This is a genomic window from Enterococcus sp. LJL120 (genome assembly GCF_054871765.1).
Genome location: NZ_JBTXLV010000001.1, coordinates 360,961 through 379,828 on the forward strand (window position 1 = coordinate 360,961; position 18,868 = coordinate 379,828).

Annotated in this window: 20 protein-coding genes; 17 read left to right on the forward strand and 3 right to left on the reverse strand. The window is 40.0% G+C overall.

Going from position 1 to position 18,868, the window contains the following annotated elements; translation table 11 throughout:
* Nucleotides 1-5: 5 nt before the first annotated feature.
* Entirely contained in the window at nucleotides 6-401 is a 396-nt protein-coding gene (locus tag ACYSNU_RS01820; RefSeq protein WP_461735515.1) for an AAA family ATPase, read from the reverse strand.
* Between the two features lie 79 nt (nucleotides 402-480).
* A complete protein-coding gene (locus ACYSNU_RS01825; protein WP_461735516.1) occupies nucleotides 481-1,374 on the reverse strand; it encodes a LysR family transcriptional regulator in 894 nt (297 codons plus the stop codon).
* A gap of 126 nt (nucleotides 1,375-1,500) precedes the next feature.
* Between ACYSNU_RS01825 and ACYSNU_RS01830 the strand changes: the two genes are divergently transcribed.
* From ACYSNU_RS01830 to ACYSNU_RS01905, 16 genes are all read left to right on the forward strand, one after another.
* Nucleotides 1,501-2,349 carry an aldo/keto reductase gene (locus ACYSNU_RS01830; protein WP_461735517.1) on the forward strand — a complete coding sequence of 283 codons (849 nt, stop codon included), beginning with the start codon at nucleotides 1,501-1,503 and terminating at the stop codon, nucleotides 2,347-2,349.
* Nucleotides 2,350-2,420: 71 nt separating this feature from the next.
* A complete protein-coding gene (locus ACYSNU_RS01835; protein ID WP_461735518.1) occupies nucleotides 2,421-3,266 on the forward strand; it encodes an aldo/keto reductase in 846 nt (281 codons plus the stop codon).
* Between the two features lie 49 nt (nucleotides 3,267-3,315).
* Nucleotides 3,316-4,662 carry an MFS transporter gene (locus ACYSNU_RS01840; protein ID WP_461735519.1) on the forward strand — a complete coding sequence of 449 codons (1,347 nt, stop codon included), beginning with the start codon at nucleotides 3,316-3,318 and terminating at the stop codon, nucleotides 4,660-4,662.
* A gap of 16 nt (nucleotides 4,663-4,678) precedes the next feature.
* Nucleotides 4,679-5,524 (forward strand): aldo/keto reductase, encoded by an 846-nt coding sequence (locus tag ACYSNU_RS01845; protein ID WP_461735520.1) that lies wholly within the window; start codon nucleotides 4,679-4,681, stop codon nucleotides 5,522-5,524.
* Between the two features lie 291 nt (nucleotides 5,525-5,815).
* A complete protein-coding gene (locus ACYSNU_RS01850) occupies nucleotides 5,816-6,649 on the forward strand; it encodes a PRD domain-containing protein (RefSeq protein WP_461735521.1) in 834 nt (277 codons plus the stop codon).
* A gap of 26 nt (nucleotides 6,650-6,675) precedes the next feature.
* Nucleotides 6,676-6,993 carry a PTS lactose/cellobiose transporter subunit IIA gene (locus ACYSNU_RS01855; protein WP_461735522.1) on the forward strand — a complete coding sequence of 106 codons (318 nt, stop codon included), beginning with the start codon at nucleotides 6,676-6,678 and terminating at the stop codon, nucleotides 6,991-6,993.
* A 31-nt stretch (nucleotides 6,994-7,024) separates the two neighbouring features.
* The gene (locus ACYSNU_RS01860; protein WP_461735523.1) at nucleotides 7,025-8,719 is read left to right on the forward strand and encodes a lactose/cellobiose PTS transporter subunit IIB; all 1,695 of its coding nucleotides are present in this window, start codon (nucleotides 7,025-7,027) and stop codon (nucleotides 8,717-8,719) included.
* A gap of 16 nt (nucleotides 8,720-8,735) precedes the next feature.
* Complete coding sequence (gene lacG, locus ACYSNU_RS01865; RefSeq protein WP_461735524.1) at nucleotides 8,736-10,142, forward strand: 6-phospho-beta-galactosidase; 1,407 nt, start codon at nucleotides 8,736-8,738, stop codon at nucleotides 10,140-10,142.
* 113 nt (nucleotides 10,143-10,255) lie between these two features.
* Nucleotides 10,256-11,032, forward strand: coding sequence for a DeoR/GlpR family DNA-binding transcription regulator (locus ACYSNU_RS01870; RefSeq protein WP_461735525.1), 777 nt, complete (start codon nucleotides 10,256-10,258; stop codon nucleotides 11,030-11,032).
* A gap of 34 nt (nucleotides 11,033-11,066) precedes the next feature.
* On the forward strand, nucleotides 11,067-11,495 hold the full coding sequence (gene lacA / locus ACYSNU_RS01875) for a galactose-6-phosphate isomerase subunit LacA (protein ID WP_461735526.1): 429 nt from the start codon (nucleotides 11,067-11,069) through the stop codon (nucleotides 11,493-11,495).
* A 14-nt stretch (nucleotides 11,496-11,509) separates the two neighbouring features.
* Nucleotides 11,510-12,025, forward strand: a complete 516-nt coding sequence (lacB, locus tag ACYSNU_RS01880; RefSeq protein WP_461735527.1) for a galactose-6-phosphate isomerase subunit LacB — start codon at nucleotides 11,510-11,512, stop codon at nucleotides 12,023-12,025.
* Nucleotides 12,026-12,042: 17 nt separating this feature from the next.
* Nucleotides 12,043-12,972 (forward strand): tagatose-6-phosphate kinase, encoded by a 930-nt coding sequence (gene lacC / locus ACYSNU_RS01885; protein WP_461735528.1) that lies wholly within the window; start codon nucleotides 12,043-12,045, stop codon nucleotides 12,970-12,972.
* A gap of 18 nt (nucleotides 12,973-12,990) precedes the next feature.
* A complete protein-coding gene (lacD, locus tag ACYSNU_RS01890) occupies nucleotides 12,991-13,962 on the forward strand; it encodes a tagatose-bisphosphate aldolase (RefSeq protein ID WP_461735529.1) in 972 nt (323 codons plus the stop codon).
* A 96-nt stretch (nucleotides 13,963-14,058) separates the two neighbouring features.
* Nucleotides 14,059-14,895 (forward strand): Cof-type HAD-IIB family hydrolase, encoded by an 837-nt coding sequence (locus tag ACYSNU_RS01895; RefSeq protein WP_461735530.1) that lies wholly within the window; start codon nucleotides 14,059-14,061, stop codon nucleotides 14,893-14,895.
* A gap of 357 nt (nucleotides 14,896-15,252) precedes the next feature.
* Entirely contained in the window at nucleotides 15,253-15,705 is a 453-nt protein-coding gene (locus ACYSNU_RS01900; protein ID WP_461735531.1) for a GNAT family N-acetyltransferase, read from the forward strand.
* Between the two features lie 115 nt (nucleotides 15,706-15,820).
* Nucleotides 15,821-16,225 carry a VOC family protein gene (locus ACYSNU_RS01905; RefSeq protein ID WP_461735532.1) on the forward strand — a complete coding sequence of 135 codons (405 nt, stop codon included), beginning with the start codon at nucleotides 15,821-15,823 and terminating at the stop codon, nucleotides 16,223-16,225.
* Nucleotides 16,226-16,506: 281 nt separating this feature from the next.
* Here ACYSNU_RS01905 and ACYSNU_RS01910 read toward each other — a convergent pair whose 3' ends face one another.
* Nucleotides 16,507-16,647 carry a hypothetical protein gene (locus ACYSNU_RS01910; protein WP_461735533.1) on the reverse strand — a complete coding sequence of 47 codons (141 nt, stop codon included), beginning with the start codon at nucleotides 16,645-16,647 and terminating at the stop codon, nucleotides 16,507-16,509.
* Between the two features lie 766 nt (nucleotides 16,648-17,413).
* On the opposite strand from ACYSNU_RS01910, the gene ACYSNU_RS01915 reads away from it, so the two are divergent.
* Nucleotides 17,414-18,430, forward strand: coding sequence for a linear amide C-N hydrolase (locus ACYSNU_RS01915; RefSeq protein WP_461735534.1), 1,017 nt, complete (start codon nucleotides 17,414-17,416; stop codon nucleotides 18,428-18,430).
* The last annotated feature ends 438 nt before the right edge of the window (nucleotides 18,431-18,868 follow it).

Here is an 18,868-nt window from a genome sequence, read left to right on the forward strand (position 1 = left end):
ATTTGCTAACTCCCCAAAGCAATTAGCTCGGGGTTACGCTCTTGCAAGCGGGCCAAAACGGTTTCTTGACTGACCTCTAATTGGAGATGACACAAGGGAATCTCGTTTTGCCGCAGTTCACCAATCAGCTCGGCAAAAATTTGCGGCCGATGCACCGTCATGGGCACGACGATATCTCCGCTATACTCCTGATAGATTTTTTTCAGCATCTGAACATTCCACTGACGCCACTCAGGATAATCTTGAAAGTCAGCCTTTTGCAGCTCTTTTGGCAAATTTTTTCGCAGAAAATCACCGACATTTTCAGGATCATATAAATAAGCATTTTCGAGCTTTTCTACTAAAAGCTCCGCCATTGTGGTTTTGCCAGCGCCAAATGCACCGTTTATCCAAATAATCATAAGGTCTCCTTTTGAGATAAGATATTATTTATTAGCTTTAATATTTGAAATTTAGGGCAGCATGAGTTTTTGTATCTCCCTAAGGCTGCGAAGTCTGAATCGCCGTCACAATTTCAATAAAATCTTCAACTAAGGGTGCTGGCTGTTTTGCATACAAAATGCCATAAGGAATCTGGAAGTTCCATTTGACTGGAACGGTTTTAAAAGCGGGATGGATGTCCTGCCAGCCATCTAAGGTCAAAAGGGAATAATTATTTTTGATGCAGTAATTGAAGGTGTCGATGTCGTAAAAGTCAGTGCTCTCAATCGTGATATTAGTATTTTTTTCCTGTAATAAGCGGCGAACTTGGTCCAAAGTGTCGGACTCGCCTTCTTTAAAAATAATAATCGTTTTGCCGCTGAAGTCTGTGGGCTCCAGCATTTTTTTGCTAGCCAAGGGATGATTTCGCGGCAGCGCCATTTCAACTGAATAGTTGCCCAATTGTAGAAAATTGGCGTGTTCTAGCCAGCTTTTGGCATCACAGGGGGAAACAAATAAATCAAAGTCAGTGCCTAAATTATCTAGAACAGTAAGAATCTGCGTGTGATTTTCATTGAAGGGAACCACGTTGAGCTGGAAGTCGGGAAAGTTACCATAAGAGCTGTTCCACAGGTCAATCAAGGGTTTGCCCGGTGACAACGAGGCAGTCCCCAAGCGGATAATCGCTGTTGTGTCGGATAATTTACGCGCCTTTTGGAGAGCTTCTTTGGCAGTTTTTTGCAGGCTGAGGCAGTCTTTATTGAGACTCTCACCGGCATCGGTCAGCAGCACACCTTGATTTGTCCGAGTAAAAAGGGCAAAACCTAGCTGAGCTTCTAAATTATTTATCTGCTTCATCACAGCCGTACTGGTGATAAAGAGCTTTTGGGCAGCTTTACTGAAGCTGCCTTCTTTGGCGACGGTCAAAAAGACTTGGACTGCTGGACTCAGCATAAGAATCACACCTTTTGCATAAACTTTTAGTTGATACAATGGTAACTTATTGGAGATTCTCTGTCAAAGCCTGAAGGAGTATCATAAATCACATCAGGTTAGGACGCTGATTTTGAGGAGGCCATCATGGAAAAATTAACATTAAATAATGGCGTTGAAATGCCGCTGCTAGGCTTAGGCACCTTTCAAATGACTGACTTGGCGGAATGCGAGGCGGCTGTTAGCACAGCTTTGGACCTTGGTTATCGTCTGATTGATACCGCAAGCGCCTATAGCAATGAAGCCGCAGTTGGCCAAGCGATTGCACAAAGCGGCTTGCCTCGGGAGGAACTTTTTATTACATCGAAGCTTTGGATTCAAGATGCCAGCTATCAGCGTGCCAGCGCCGCTTTTGAAAAAAGCTTGGATAATCTAGGCTTGGACTATCTGGATTTATATTTAATCCATCAGCCCTACAATGATGTTTTTGGTGCTTGGCGAGCTTTAGAAGAACTTTATGCCGCTGGTAAAATTCGGGCCATTGGGGTGTCAAATTTCTATCCGAGTCGGATGGTCGATTTTTTTATGAACACAGAAACGAAGCCGGCCATCAACCAGATTGAGCTGCATCCTTTTTTTCAACAGCAGCAGCAAAGGGAAATTGCCGCAAATTTTGGTTTTACGATTCAAAGTTGGGCGCCATTAGCAGAAGGTAAAAATTGTTTCTTCAGCAATCCATTACTTTTTGAGATAGGCGAAAAATATCAAAAAACGCCGGCTCAAATTGCTCTGCGCTGGCAAATCCAATCTGGAGTACCCGTGATTCCTAAATCAGTGAAACCAAATCACCTGCAGGAAAATTACGAAATTTTCGATTTCCAATTGACCAGAGCCGAGTTGATGCAAATAAAGCAACTGGATCAAAATCACAGTTTATTTAACGAGAAGACAAATCCAAAAGTTGCCCGTAATATGAACTCGTGGAAAATTAGTTGAGAATTGGCAACTAATTTTTATCGGAAATATCCCAAAGCAACTTAATTAAAAAACAGAAAGCAGGAATAATTATGGAACATGTAACATTAAACAATGGTCTGAAAATGCCGATTTTAGGTTTTGGCGTCTATCAGATTCCCGATTTAGAAGAATGCGAACGCGTTGTCAGTGAAGCGATTCAAACCGGCTACCGTTCAATCGATACCGCCCAAGCCTATGGCAATGAGGCGGCTGTCGGCAATGCTGTAAAAAAAAGCGGCCTTCCTCGTTCGGAATTTTTTATCACTTCAAAAATTTGGATTACAAATGGCGGTTACGAAAAGGCCAAAGCTTCGATTGATGAATCGCTGCGTTTACTGCAGACCGATTATCTGGATTTAATGCTGATTCATCAGCCCTTCAATGATTATTACGGCACCTATCGGGCGATGGAAGAAGCCTATGACGCCGGCAAATTGAAAGCCATTGGTGTCAGCAATTTTTATCCGGACCGCTTCATTGATATCGCAACTTATAGTCGCATCAAGCCGATGGTCAACCAGGTGGAGACCCACGTTTTCAATCAGCAAAGTCAAGCTCAAGAAATTATGCAGGAATACGGCACTCAGATTGAGTCATGGGGTCCCTTTGCTGAAGGAAAAAATGATTTCTTTAATAATGCTGTTTTAAAAGAAATTGGCGGAAATCATGGTAAGTCAGTTGCTCAGGTGGCCCTGCGCTATTTGATTCAACGAGGTGTGGTGGTCATTCCCAAAACTGTCAGCCAAGAACGCATGACGGAAAACTTTTCAGTCTTTGATTTCGGCTTAACTGATGGCGAAATGGCAGAGATTTTCAGTCTGGATCAAAAGGAAAGTCTATTTTTCTCCCACTATGATCCAGAAACGGTCAAATTTTTGACCAGCTTTGGCGGCTAAATGAAATAAAAAACAGATTTACCCCTTGGAAGGAAGTTTAAGGACACCTATGGAAACAACAAGCGTTAGAAAAATTGATTGGATTTTGCCAATTATTTTAGTCAGCTACTTTATGATTTTATTAGATAACTCGATTGTCTTCACCGGCTCAGTGCAAATTGCAGCAGATTTAAATTTAAATCCGCTGCAATTAACCTGGGTCAGCAATGCCTATGCGCTAACCTTTGGCGGGCTATTGCTCTTTGGCGGTCGGGCCGGCGATATTTTTGGTCGCCGCCGGATGTTTATTTTAGGTATGGTGATTTTTGCGATTGCCTCATTATTTGTTGGTATGGCGGGTTCGGCTGCTCAAATTATCATTGCTCGTTTCTTCCAAGGTATCGGCTCAGCCATTTTAGCTCCTGCGACCTTGGCCTTGATTTTGGATAATTATCAAGGAAAAAGACGGGTTAAGGCGATTGCCCTTTATGGCGCCACCGCCGGAATCGGTGCCAGCATTGGTCTCGTTTTAGGTGGCTTTTTTGCCAGTGTCTTTAGTTGGCGGGATGGTTTTTTTATCAATGTACCAATCGCTATTATTTTGATTTTGGCCAGTTTAAAGTTTATTGAAAGCAGCCATGCCGTGAAGGCCAGAATTGATTTGCTTGGCAGTTTACTATCCGTCTTAGGCATGTCGGCTTTGATTTATGGTATTTCTGCGGAGGCTTATCAACTGCCGATTATTCTCGGCGCCGTAGTCATTTTAATCGTGTTTATCTTTGTGGAGCATAAGATTGCCTCACCTTTAGTCCCAATGAATTTATTCCATGATAAACGTCGCAGTGGCGCTTATCTTGCTAGATTTTTATTTACAGCCGCCAGTTTCACTTACTGGTTTAACACGCCACAGCTGCTGCAAAATCATTTTGGATTTTCGCCGCTGCTGACAGGATTTGCCTTTTTTCCGCTTACCTTAGCTGTCTTTTTCTTTTCTTACCAAACTGCTGCTTTGACGGAAAAATATGGGAACATCCGCATCTTAATCATTGGCTTAGTGTTATCTGTATTAGGTTACGGCATGACGTTATTTTTAACAGAGCAAACAAGTTATCTATTAGGTGTTGCCCTACCAATGGTGGTCATCGGTATTGGCCAAGGGTTAACTTTAAGTCCGTTGACCTCCCTTGGTGTCATCGGAACTTCTGAAGATCAAGCTGGCTCGGCTTCGGGACTGGTTAACACGATCCATCAAATGGGCGGTTCAGTCGGTCTGGCTTTGATTACAACTTTATCCAGCGGCATAACTGGTGCCGTTGCAACTTATCATCGGGAAATCATCCTGAGTACCTTGCTGCTGATTTTGTCTTTAGCCGCAGCTGTGATCATTATCTATCGTGGCAGTCGAAAAATTAATTAATATGGAGGAAGTAAACATGGAATATATTACTTTAAGAAATGGTGTTCAAGTACCTAAACTGGGCTTTGGCGTATTTCTGATGAACGAACCTGGTGAAGCGGAGGCCGCCGTTTTAGATGCAATCAAGGTTGGCTATCGGCTGATTGATACTGCTTCACGTTATTATAACGAGGAAGAAGTGGGCGCCGCCTTGAAAAAAAGCGGTTTACCACGGGAAGAACTGTTTATCACAACTAAGCTGTGGTACAAAGATGCCGGCTATGAAAATACCAAAAAAGCCTTCAAGCTCTCCTTAGAAAAACTAGGCTTAGACTATTTAGATTTATATTTAATCCATCAACCTTTTAATGATTATTATGGTGCTTGGCGGGCGATGGAGGAATTGTACGCAGAAGGCTTAATCCGCGCAATCGGGGTCAGCAATTTTTATCCCGACCGCCTGCGGGACTTAGCACAGCACAATCAGATTGCCCCGATGGTGGTCCAAAGAGAAACCCATCCTTTGAATCAGCAATGGGAAGCCGAGGAATGGCTGGCTAAAGACGGCGTCCAATTAGAAGCCTGGAGTCCTCTAGGTCGCGGCAAGGAAGAAATTCTTCAGAGCCCCATTTTGAAAACAATTGCTAGTACCCACAATAAAACGGTGGCTCAGGTCATCCTGCGCTGGTTTATGCAGCGGAACATCATCGCCATCCCAAAGGCTAGCCATCTGACACGGATTCAAGAAAATTTTGATATTTTCGACTTTACTTTGTCCACTGAGGAAATGGCTCTAATCAAAGGCATGGATCAAAAGACTTCAATTGGCGATGTATTACATGATAATCCTAAGATGCTGGATATTTTAGGGCAGTTTGAGTGAAATGGATAGATAGTTCAGCAATTTTTATAATTGCTGGACTATTTTAAATAGCAGATAGCTGAATATTAGACAGCTATTGATGGAATATCTATAAATCTTTTTCAAACAAAATCAAACAAAAAAACAAAAAAATATTCAGAAAGGGTTTACAATTAAAAATTCATGTGCTAGTATAACCCTATAATAAATATCAAGTGGATTGTTACTATTCAATTAGGCAAAAACCGCAAATGACTCAGAGGCGTTCTCTGTCATTTTGCGGTTTTTTTATTTTTTAAAGGAGGGGTGGCTGTGTATCGTGTTATTCAAGTCTTAAATAATAACGTAGCTATTGTAAGAAATCAGTTTGATGAACAAGCAATAGCAATGGGAAAAGGAATCGTTTTTCAAAAAAAGAAAGGGGACTTAATTGCCGACGAAATCATTCAAAATTTATTTGTTCTAAAAAATCGAGAGTCCCAAGAAAACTTCTCAACCTTACTGAAGGACGTCCCGTTAGACTTTATCACGACTACTTATGAGATTATTGATAATGCGATAAAAAACTATAATTATTCTGTCCAAGAATATATTTATGTGACCTTGACAGACCATATTTTTTGGAATTATCAGCGTTTAATCAAAGGCGAGTATCAAAAAAGTCTGTTACCGGAAATCGAAGCTCAATTTCCCGTTGAATACGCAATTGCTAAAGATGCCTTAGTTATTTTAAAACAACGTTTGGCGATTGATTTTCCAGTTGAAGAGCAAAAAAATATCGCTCTCCATTTTATAAATGCCCAAGGGAAAACGGAAAAAAATGATGAATCTAAAATCGATAAAAAACAAACAACCCTTGATCTAATCGAACAAATTTTTGAAAAAGAGCAAATTGCCCGGAATAGTCATAACCAAAACTTCTACGACCGGATGATGATCCATCTCCGCTACATTTTGGAGCGGGATGAAAATATTTCTGAAATTGATGAGTTCACCCAGAAGATGGATTCAGAATTACGGAAAAATTATCCTAAAGCATATCAAATAGCAGAGGAAATTTATCAAACAGTTGTGAATAAGATGGGAATTGAGCTGAGTAGCAATGAAAAAGTTTATTTAACTATTCATATACAACGAGTCATTTAAATTGTCATATACAGGAGGAAATCAGGATGAATAAAGAAGAAGTAGCAATGTTAGGCTTTGAAATCGTGGCCTATTCAGGGGATGCCCGTTCAAAGTTATTGAATCTATTGAAGGAGGTTCGCAGTGGAAATAGCGAAAACGTGACAGAGGTGATGGCTAAAGTCGATGAATTGCTGAAACAGGCTCATGAATCACAAACCCAAATGTTAGCGCTCGAATCAGGAGGAGAAGAGGTGGAGCTTGGCTTTATTTTCGTCCATGGACAAGATCATCTAATGACGACTTTACTACTGCGGGATATCATTTTCGACATGATTGAATTGTATCAACGGACAGAGTCATAAAAAGAGGCGAAGAAATTAAGGAGGGCCAAATATGAATAAGTTAGTTGCGCAAATTGAAAAATGGAAACCCTTTTTTGAGAAGGTTTCCAAAAATAATTACTTAAGCGGTATTAAAAATGGGTTTATCGCCTGTATGCCGATTGTCGTATTTTCTAGTATTTTTCTTTTGATTGCCTATGTACCTAATATTTTCAATTTTTACTGGTCAGAGTCAATGGAAGCCATTCTCTTAAAACCATATAATTTTACGATGGGCTTTTTATCCGTTGGGGTGGCGGCAACAACCGCCAAGGCTGTGACGGAGAACTTTAATCGGGATATGCCGAAAACCAATCAAATCAGCACAGTTGCCACGATGCTGGCAGCTATCTGTGGGATTTTACTGTTAGCCACCGATCCATTAGACGGTGGGATTTCCACCAGTTACCTTGGCTCAAGTGGTTTATTGGCAGCATTTGTTGTAGCCTTCGTTACCTGTATTGTGTATCGTTTTTGTGTAAAACGCAATATTACTATTCGCTTGCCTGAAGAAGTGCCACCGAATATTTCTCAAGCATTTAAAGATATTATTCCTTTTGGATTTTCCATCATCATCTTTTGGTTGTTCGATTTAGTGTTTAGAAATCTAACCGGTGTCAATTTTGCACAAGGGGTTATTCAATTTTTCCAACCTTTATTTACCGCAGCAGACGGTTGGGTTGGTCTGGCGGTAATTTATGGTGCGATGGCGTTCTTCTGGTCTATCGGAATTCATGGACCGTCGATTGTTGAGCCTGCTGTTTCGGCAATTTACTATGTCAACATTGCCGCAAATATTTCCGCATTTCAAGCCGGTAGTCAAGCCACTGATTTGTTAACACCAGGTTTGCAATACTTTGTAGCTACTTTAGGTGGTACAGGTGCTACCTTTGTCGTACCATTTATGTTTATTTTCCTAGCCAAATCCAAGGCGAATAAAGCCGTTGGGAAGGCGGCTGTCGTGCCGACTTCCTTTGGGGTCAATGAACCGATTCTTTTCGGGGGCCCGTTGGTGTTAAATCCAGTATTCTTTGTGCCATTTATTTTAGCGCCAATTGCAAACGTCTGGTTGTTCAAAGCCTTTGTTGATTTTTTAGGTATGAACAGTTTCTTGTATGTTTTGCCATGGACTTTCCCTGGACCAATCGGATTAGTGATGGGAACAGGCTTCAGTCCAATGTCCTTTGTTCTCGCTGTAGTCTTGATAGTCGTCGATGTCTTAATCTACTATCCATTCTTTAAGGCTTATGACCAAGAAAAATACGAAGAAGAACTGAAAAATGAAGATTTGGAAGTTATTGCAGGAGCAAGTAGAGTAGCTGTTGCCGCTGGCGATTTAATGGAAGCCATTGATGAATTGCCAACGGAAGATGACAAAGAAGTTTCCGTTTTAGTCGTTTGTGCCGGTGGCGGTACTAGTGGTCTCTTAGCCAATGCTTTAAATAAAGGTGCAAAAGAACATCATGCCGCGGTAACTGCCGCCGCCACTTCTTGGGGTGTTCACCAAGATATGCTCCCAGATTATGATTTAGTTGTCTTAGCACCGCAAGTAGCAACAAATTTACCTGAATTGAAGAAGGAAACTGATCCATTAAACATTGAGGCAATTGCTACAGAAGGGGCTGACTATATCGCTTTGACTCGAGATCCTGAAAAAGCATTGAATTTTGTTTCAAAAATTATAAAGGAAAGAAAAACCAAAAATTAAATTGGAGGAAAGATAAATGAAATTAAGCTTACCGAAAGAATTCGTCTTTGGTGGTGCAACAGCAGCGTATCAAGTAGAAGGCTCTACTAAAGTTGATGGCAAAGGGCAAGTTTGTTGGGATGTTTTGTTGGAAAAAGATGGCCGCTTTTCACCAGATCCGGCGAGTGATTTTTATAATCGCTACGCTGAAGATTTGCAGTTGTCCTCTGAGTTTGGTGTGGATGCGATTCGCATTTCCATCGCCTGGTCACGGATTTTTCCAGAAGGGACTGGCGAGGTAAATCCCAAGGGAGTCGCCTTCTATCACAATTTGATTGATGAATGTTTAAAGCAAGGTGTCGAACCTTATGTGACGCTACACCACTTTGATACACCTTTACCGCTGCATACTGGCGGCGATTGGTTAAGCCGCAAGACGATTGATGCATTCGTTGATTATGCTAATTTTTGTTTTGCTGAATATGGCGATAAGGTAAAAAAATGGATTACGATTAACGAGCCGGCTTCAACAGCTCAAGCTGCATACATCATGGGAAGTTTTCCGCCGAATATCAAATACGATATTCCTAAAGCGGTTCAGGCAATGCACAATCAGATGGTGGCTCATGCCAGAGTGGTCAATGCTTTTAAAGAGCAAGATTACAGTGGTGAGATTGGTATCGTTCATATCTTAGAATCTTATTACCCTGCTGATGATGCAGTGGAAAACGTGGCCGCAGCCAATAGCGGCAATGTCCTTTTTAATCAATTTATGCTGGATGCCTTATACAAAGGCTTCTACGATAACGACACTTTATTAGTGGTGAATGATGTCCTAGCTAAAAATAATGGAACTTTAGAAGTGACAGCAGAGGATTTATCCGCATTGGCAAAAGCTGCCAAATACAATGACTTCCTTGGCTTGAACTATTATCAAAGCCACTTTGTGAAACCATATGAAGGGGAAAGCTATATTCACCATAATGGAACTGGTGAAAAAGGAACAGCTGTATCTCGAATCAAAGGTGTCGCTGAACGAACCTATAATGCAGAGATTCCTCGCACAGATTGGGATTGGGTCATTTATCCTAAAGGCCTGTATGACATGTTAGTTTATATCAAAAATCGTTATGCAAACTACAAAGCTATATATATTACTGAAAATGGCTTAGGCTACAAAGATCAAGTTGTTGATGGCAAAGTTGATGATCAGCCGCGGATTGATTATGTAGCTCAACATTTAGCAGCTGTTCAAAAAGCTATTGAGGTCGGTGTAAACGTAAAAGGGTACTTTATCTGGTCGTTGCAGGATATGTTCTCTTGGACGAATGGTTACAATAAACGCTATGGCCTTTTCTATGTTGACTTTGAAACGCAAGAAAGAATTCCGAAAGCAAGTGCTGCTTGGTGGAAAGAACTTTCAAATGAAACCAAAATGAAATAGGATTAAGCCGGGATAGACAAGCAAAAGCCTATCCCCTCACTTTCCCTTCTGGTGTTCTTTAATGTTGATAGATGTTTGAATTTGTTCTGTCATAATCTTGAGGAGTGATGAAGATGTTGAAGAGTGAACGCCAAAAGGCAATTGTAGATTTAACAAATCAGTTTGGGGCTATTTCTGTGAAGTCTATCCAAGAGGAACTAAAAGTTTCTGATATGACAATTAGACGAGACTTAACAGAGCTGGAACATGGCAAAAAATTAGTTCGTGTTCATGGTGACGCCCAGAGTGTGACCTATGGAGAAGTCAATGAGTCAGGAACAGACCATCATGAACTCTCCCATCTGGAAAAGAAAAATCTCCGCAGTGAAGAAAAACATTACATCGCAAAGAAAGCAGCGCAACTAATTGATAGCCCCGACGAAACGATATTTTTAGGACCTGGGACGACGATTGAGTTGATGACTGAGTATTTAAATCACGCTAATTTAAGAATTGTCACAAATAGTTTACCGGTTTTCAATCTGCTAAAGGATAAAGAAGGATATGAGCTGTATCTAATTGGCGGCAGCTATCGTAAGAGAACTGGAGCTTTTGTCGGTCTAGCAGCTAATGAAATGATTCAAAAAATCGGCATCACTAAAGCCTTTATCGGTGTAAATGGTATTGATCAGCAATTTGTTTCAACATTTAACGTTGAAGAAGGCGAGATTCAAAAGTTGGCTCTGGATAAGGCCGCTCAGAAAATTTTGGTGGCGGATGCCAATAAATTTGATTACAGCGATTTTTATAATTTTTATGACTTGAATCAAATCGACATGCTCTTTACGGACTATACGATTTCAGCTGATGTGAAAAAGCGGTATCAGGCTTATACGACAATTATCAACTAAGCTACTTCAAATGAAGGTTAATGGAGGAACGAACATGAAAGTAATCATTGGTTCAGACCAAGCAGGAATTAAATTAAAAAATTTTATTAAAGAAGACTTAGAATCAGCCGGTTTTGAAGTTGTTGACGTTAGTTTAACACCGGCTGCTGATTTTGTAGAATCAACAGTAGCAATTGCGCAGGCAGTCAATCAGGAAGAAGACGCTCTAGGTGTTGCTTTTGATGCATATGGTGCAGGTAGCTTTATGGCTGCTACCAAAATCAAAGGCATGGTGGCGGCTGAAGTATCAGATGAACGCTCTGCTTATATGACGCGGGAACACAATAATGCCCGCATGATTACTTTAGGGGCGGAAATTGTCGGTGAAGGATTAGCGAGAAACATCGTTAGAGAATTTTTGCAGGCCCATTATGATGGTGGTCGTCATCAAATCAGAGTTGATATGTTAAATAAAATGGCGTAGAGGAGACGAGATACATGAAAATTGCGATTGGTTGCGATCATATTGTGACAGACACGAAAATTGCTGTAGCAGATTTTCTAAAAGCAAAAGGTTATGAGGTTTTGGATATGGGGACTTACGATTTTACGCGGACCCACTATCCAATCTATGGTAAAAAAGTTGGTGAGGCAGTTGTCAACGGAGAAGCCGACCTTGGCGTCTGTATTTGCGGAACAGGTGTGGGGATCAACAATGCTGTTAATAAAGTTCCCGGAATCCGCAGTGCGCTAGTTAGAGATATGTCTACTGCGGTTTATGCTAAGGAAGAGCTAAATGCAAATGTGATTGGTTTTGGCGGGAAAATTACGGGTGAATTTTTAATCTGTGACATCATCGAGGCTTTTATCAAGGCGGACTACCATGAAACTGAAGAGAACAAAAAATTAATAGCTAAAATCGATCACGTTGAACAAGCTAGTCCCGACCAATTCAATAGTGATTTCTTTAATGAATTTCTTGAAAAATGGGAACGTGGTGAATACCACGATTAAAGAAAAGAGGGTGCTAAATGATTGTCACTGTTACCATGAATCCTTCAATTGATATCTCATATCAATTGAATCTGCAACTCGATACTGTTAACCGAGCATTTGTGACCCATAAAACCCCAGGTGGCAAAGGCCTCAATGTGACACGAGTTTTAAAAGATGCTGGCGTTGAAGTTGCAGCTACAGGGCTATTAGGGGGCTTTCTAGGTGACAAAATTCGTAGTGAGCTGAAGCTAGCTGGCATCCGGGAAGAGTTCTATGAGATCGCTGGAGAAACCCGCAACTGTATTGCGATTTTGCATGAAAATCAGCAGACTGAGATTTTAGAAGCCGGGCCCACAGTGTCTGCAAATGAAGGGACAGCTTTCTTAGAAAAATTTCAAAAACTTGCGCAAACTGCTGATATAATCACTATTTCCGGAAGCTTCCCCCTTGGTTTAGAGCCTGACTTTTATGTCGAAATGTTGGCAATTGCCAACCAGACAAACACTCCCGTATTGTTTGATAGCTCAGGCGCTTCCCTTAGAGCAGTTTTAGAGGGGCAACACAATCCCTTTTTAATTAAGCCAAATCGTGAGGAGTTAGCCCAGCTTTTTTCTAGAGATGTTTCAGGAGATTTAGCGGAATTAAAAAATCTTTTAAACCTGCCAATTTTTAATGGCGTTGAATGGATTGTGGTATCTCTAGGTGCAAACGGCGCTTTTGCCAAACATGGTGAAAATTTTTATCAAGTTGTTATACCTAAAATTGCCGTTGTTAATCCGGTTGGGTCGGGAGATGCGACAATTGCTGGTTTAGCTGCCGCTATTGAGAAATCTGCAGGCGACGAAGCAATCTTAAAGCAAGGCAATGCTTTTGGTATGTTAAATGCTATGGAAAGCGCAACAGGCAAGATTCAGCTGACAAATTATCAGAGCCTATATGAAAAAATAAAAGTCATTAAAGTTTAAAATGGAGGGATTCAAGAGATGGTTTTAACAGAGGGAAAAAAAGCCTTCGTCAAGCAGTTAAGTGATGAAAAAGGCATAATCAGTGCTCTAGCTATCGATCAGCGGGGAGCTTTAAAAAAGATGATTTCAAAATACAAAGCAACTGGAGCAGAGGACCAAGATATTGTTGATTTCAAAAAAATCGTCTCAGCTGAGTTAACGCCTTTTGCCTCAGCAATTTTACTAGATCCAGAATATGGCTTGCCAGCGGCAGCTGTTCGTGATTCTAAGGCTGGCTTACTTTTAGCCTATGAAAAAACTGGTTATGATGCGACTACACCAGGTCGCTTGCCGGATAGTTTGTCTATATGGTCAGTCAAGCGTTTAAAAGAAGCTGGTGGAGATGCATGCAAATTCTTACTGTATTATGATATTGATGAGCCAGCAGAAATCAATGAACAAAAGAAAGCCTACATGGAAAGAATTGGTTCAGAGTGTAGTGCGGAGGATATCCCCTTTTTCTTAGAGGTTGTGTCCTATGATGCGCAGATTTATGATGCAACTTCCAAAGAATATGCACTAGTGAAGCCGCGAAAAGTGATTGAGGCGATGAAGGAATTCAGTCATCCTCGATACGGAGTGGATGTATTAAAGGTAGAAGTGCCAGTTAATATGAATTTTGTTGAGGGCTTTTCTGACGAAGCTGTCTATTCTCAAAAAGAAGCTCAGCAATACTTTAAAGAACAAAGTGCAGCAACCGACTTGCCGTTTATCTTTTTAAGTGCTGGTGTGTCGGCAGAACTTTTCCAAGATACTTTAAAATTTGCCAAAGCTGCTGACTCGACATTTAACGGCGTCTTATGCGGACGAGCTACTTGGGCTGACGGAGTGGAGCAATTTGTCGTTGGTGGTGAAGCTGCGGCCAAGGACTGGATGCAAACACAAGGTAAAAAGAATATTGAATCCCTCAATCAAGTCCTACAAGAAACTGCAACACCCATTAAGATGTAGGCTAAATCTGGTTTCTATGTAGATAGATTTATTTTCTGGAATACTTAAGCTGATAATTTAATGAAAACAAAGAGGATAATCAGGATGGAGGATACTATGCCTAAAGTAATTTTTATCGATGTGGATGGGACTCTGGTAGATTATGAAAATCACTTACCGGCTTCTGCGGTAACTGCAATTCGCCAAGCACGAAGTCGTGGACATTTTGTTTACATTTGTACAGGGCGAAGTAAAGCAGAGATTTACGATGAGATTCTAGATATTGGTTTTTATGGTATTATCGGTGCCAATGGGGCTTATATTGAAAGCCAAGAGGAAGTTATTTTCCAACAAACCTTGACTCCAGCAGATTCTTTGGCGATTGTTGACTGGCTGCAAAAAAGAGGACTCGAATTTTATCTAGAGTGTACCGAAGGCTTATTTGCCAGTCGTAATTTTGCAAAACGAGGACAGCCTGTTATGCAGGAATATAGCCGGCGCAAAGGGAAACAAGGTGTCCAACAAATCACGGTCAAAGATATTTTTCCGGAAATGATTTTTGAGGCAGACTTAAACCGAAGAGATGTAAATAAAATCAGTTTTATTCTCGAAAGTTATCAAGACTACCTAGATGCCGCTGCTGACTTTCCCCATTTAAAGGCCGGAACATGGGGTGGAAAAGGCGAAGTTGCTCTGTTTGGTGATTTGGGCAATCAAGATATTGATAAAGCCTTTGGTGTTGATTTAATTTTGCAGCATCTGTCCCTTGAACGAAAAGACACATTTGCTTTTGGTGACGCGAAAGTCGATATTCCCATGCTAGAATATTGTGCAGTTGGGGTTGCCATGGCTAGCGGCGGACCGGAAATTAAAGAAATGGCTGACTTTATCACAGACAGTGTCGACGAGGACGGATTATATAATGCTTTTAAACACTTTGACTTGATTGAGTAAGTTCTATTTGCGACTATTTTCAATATGAAATAAGATATCACAAATTTAAGTAACACTATAAAATAGCAACCTCCTACAAGTTGACTAATCAAAGCCAATTTGTGGGAATTTTTTTGCATGATTAAAAAACTCGCTAGGAATTTCCCAGAAGCCAGGTTTAGCAAATTAATAATCAAAAAGCTAAGGAAACAGAAATAAATTCCCTTGATATATAGAAAATACTCGTGGAATTTATTGGCTAAGAAGAGTTCATTTAGAAAAAATTTTGAAAGTTTGCTATCATTTACAGAAGATAGGTAAATTTTAATTGTGAGTGTTCAAAAGAACAGTCATCCAAATAAATTGTGAGGGAAAATAATGCAGATTGAGACCTATAGTGAAATTACAGATAAGGCAGAACTAATTAATCTTGTTGTAAGACTTGTTGATTTTCCGCTGCCTAATAGAGTGAACAAGGAAAAATTCATTCTAAAACAAGTCAATATGATGGAAGAAGACTTAAAAAATGAATCCGGTCAAATTTTGACAATCAAAGATGGGAAGAAATTGTTGGGTTTTATTCAGCTTCAAGCAGAAGTTGATTGGATTAGTGGCGAGGAATATGGGTATATTTCGCGGCTGGTGGTCAGCAAAGAGGCAGAAGGCCAAGGCTTAGGTCAGAAACTAATAAGTTTGGCAGAAAAATGGGCTTTGGAGAATGATTATAAGGCAATTGGACTAAACGTGTTTTCGAAAAACTCCAAGGCTGTTACTTTTTATGAAAAGCTTGGCTATCAAACGGAAACTATTAAGATGATGAAGGGGTTATGAGTAGTAAATCAAATCATTTAAAGTAACAGAAAAAAGTTTACTGAGTTAAAAAGTTCGCAAGAATAGTAAGATGCTGCAAATATTATTTTAAAAATATTTTCACGAGGTGAGTCAGATGATCAATCACATTGAAATTTACGTGAGCAATTTAGAAAAATCAAAAAAATTTTATAGCTTTCTGTTGTCAGAGCTAGGCTATCAGCTCTTTCAAGAGTGGACTGATGGCTTTAGTTATAAAATGGACAGTCTATATATTGTCTTTGTACAGGCTGAAAAAGAGTTTGTGAAAAAGGGCTATCACAGAAAAAATATTGGTCTAAATCACTTGGCTTTTTCCTTGGCTAGCCCGCAGGTAGTTGATGAACTGCGGCAAAAACTGCTTTTGGCAGGGAGCAATGAATTATATGCAGAGCGCTATCCATATGCTGAAAGCAAAGATTATTATGCAGCCTTTTTTGAAGACCCAGATCGCATAAAAATCGAATTGGTAGTCAATAGTGATAATCCAGCAGCAACTTAAATTTGATGAGCTTATTTAGGTGGTCAGCTATTTTTAGACTGTTAACAAAATGAAGGAAATTTCTAACAACCCAATCTAATTACCTAACTGAACACCTCTAACTTTGGACTTTTTAGAAAGAACAAGCCAGTTTATAAAACAGATGACAACAGATTTCATAGATTCACAATATTTTTTCAATCTTTTACAATAGGAAAGACATAGAAGCTTCACATTTACAGGCTATTATTAACTCATCCCAATAAAACAAACCCAATAAAACACTTTTTCATTTTTTACTCCTAGCCCATCGGTCCCCGCCGATGGGCTCCCTTTTTGTCTTCAGAAAAGGGAACCTTTTCTGAAGAGCAACGGGCCGTATACAGTTCAACTAAGAGTGAGGCGGAAAAATTGTTTAATGTTGATGGAAGTTGAACTAGCATCCTAACCCGCCAGTCCCCGCTGACGGGTTCCCTTTTGTCCTGAGGGAAAATACTTTTTCTCAGGTACGCCGGGTCGCATACAGTTCAACTAAGAGTAAGGCGGAAAAATTGTTTAATGTTGTTGAAAGTTGAACTAGCATCCTAGCCCGTCAGTCCCCGCTGGCGGGTTCCCTTTTGTATTCAGAAAAAAAGTTTTTATGAAGGACATCGGGACGCATACAGTTCAACTAGCAGTGAGGTTGCAAATAGTTTTATTATTGATGAAAGTTGAACTAGCATCCTAGCCCATCGGTCCCCGCTGACGGGTTCCTTTTTGTCTTCAGAAAAGGGGACCTTTTCTGAAAAGCATCGAATCGTATATAGTTCAACTAGGAGTGAGGTTGCAAATAGTTTTATTATTGATGAAAGTTGAACTAGCATCCTAGCCCATCGGTCCCCGCCGATGGGCTCGCTTTTTGTCTTCAGAAAAAAAGGATTTTTTCTCAGATACAACGGGCCACATACAGTTCAACTAAGAGTGAGGCGGAAACATTATTAAAGCGTTGCTGAAAGTTGAAGAACTAGCATCCTAACCCGGCAGTCCCCGCTGATGGGCTCCTTCAATATAAATCACCTAATAATAATTGTCATTTTTGTATTAGATTTCTGCTCGATAAATAATGTCGGCTCATATAAAAGCTAGTCTGGTTTCAATATATGGTTTTATAATTTAACTAATGATGGAGTATAATAAACAAAAAGAATGCACAATTATGGAGGGATTATTATGTGTACAGGTATAAAACTTACTGCCGAAGATGGAAAAATCTTCTTTGGAAGAACGATGGATTTAAATGCAGCGATGTTTGGTGAGGACCCTGGGTTAAATGGGGATGTGAAGGTTGTTGCTTTTCCTAAAAACTACGAGATAGCCAGTCAATTGGAAAATTGGGTTAGTAAGTATTCGGTTTTAGGAATTGGCACCAATAATACGACAATTTTATATGACGGTATTAATGAATGCGGTCTCGTTGGGGATACCCAAGTGTTAATTGAAGCTACCAGATGTGAAAAAGACAAGATTTTAGAGAGCGGCAATATTCCGGTTCTAGCAGAAGAATTTGTAACTTATATCTTAACTAATTTCGGCTCGGTTGCAGAAATAAGAAAAGCTTATTCTAATTATACATTGGTTAATCAGTCTTATAATTTTAATGGGATTGAGCTGCAATATCCGTTACATTACTCTTTTGTGGATGAATCCGGTGATGGGATTGTTTTAGAACCCGTGTTAAATGGGCAGTTCAAACTGTATGACTATATCGGTGTGATGACAAATAGCCCTGAATATGATTACCATAAAACGAATATTCGTAATTATATTGGTTTGGAAAATATCAACGTGGCAAAGAAAAATTACAAAAATGATGTGACTTTGAATCCCATTGAAAATGGTACGGGCTTCGGTCTTTTAGGAATGCCCGGCGATTACACATCACCTTCACGATTTATTCGCAGCTTTTATTTTTCAAATATGATTGATTCTTTTGATTCTACCAAGGGACTCACGACGCTTTATGCCATTTTTCGCCCGTTTATTATTCCAAGAGGAATTGGCAAACAGAAGGAGACGGATGCCATATCTGATTATACGCGCTATTGGTCCGGTTATGATTTATCAAGCAGAACACTGGTCGTTCAGAGTGCTGAGGGCCTTTGTTTTACAGCGAAGAGCTTAGATGCAACAATAGAGAACCTCACTTATAAGGATATAAACTTGGATAATAATTTTTATTATTTATAGACTGTAGGAAGATAACAATGGTTGCTGATTTTCATCTGAATGGCTAACAATCGAATGCAACTGGCAAAAAATTTGTTAGCTCAATTGAGTTAGCACTTTAAAGGTAAAATTTGCAGAACAGACAATTGAATTTCTCCAATGCTGATTTAAGGTTTATAAACCTCCATTAATTCTATAAAGTAAAAACGAATTTGCAACTTGCTTCTTTTTAAATCAAGTTCAGCTTGACAATTGTTAGGCATCGTGGGAATATGGTCAAAAGAAAATAAACGCTATGAAGAGAACATGTTTGCCGAAAATTTTGTTGCAGAGAGCCTTTGCTTGCTGAAAGAAGGCACAAAATGAGCTAACTGAAAAGACTCGGAGCGGTGCACCGATTATACTGTTTGAGTATTGAGGCTGCAATGGGAATGCCTATTATCGCATCAGAGTATCGGC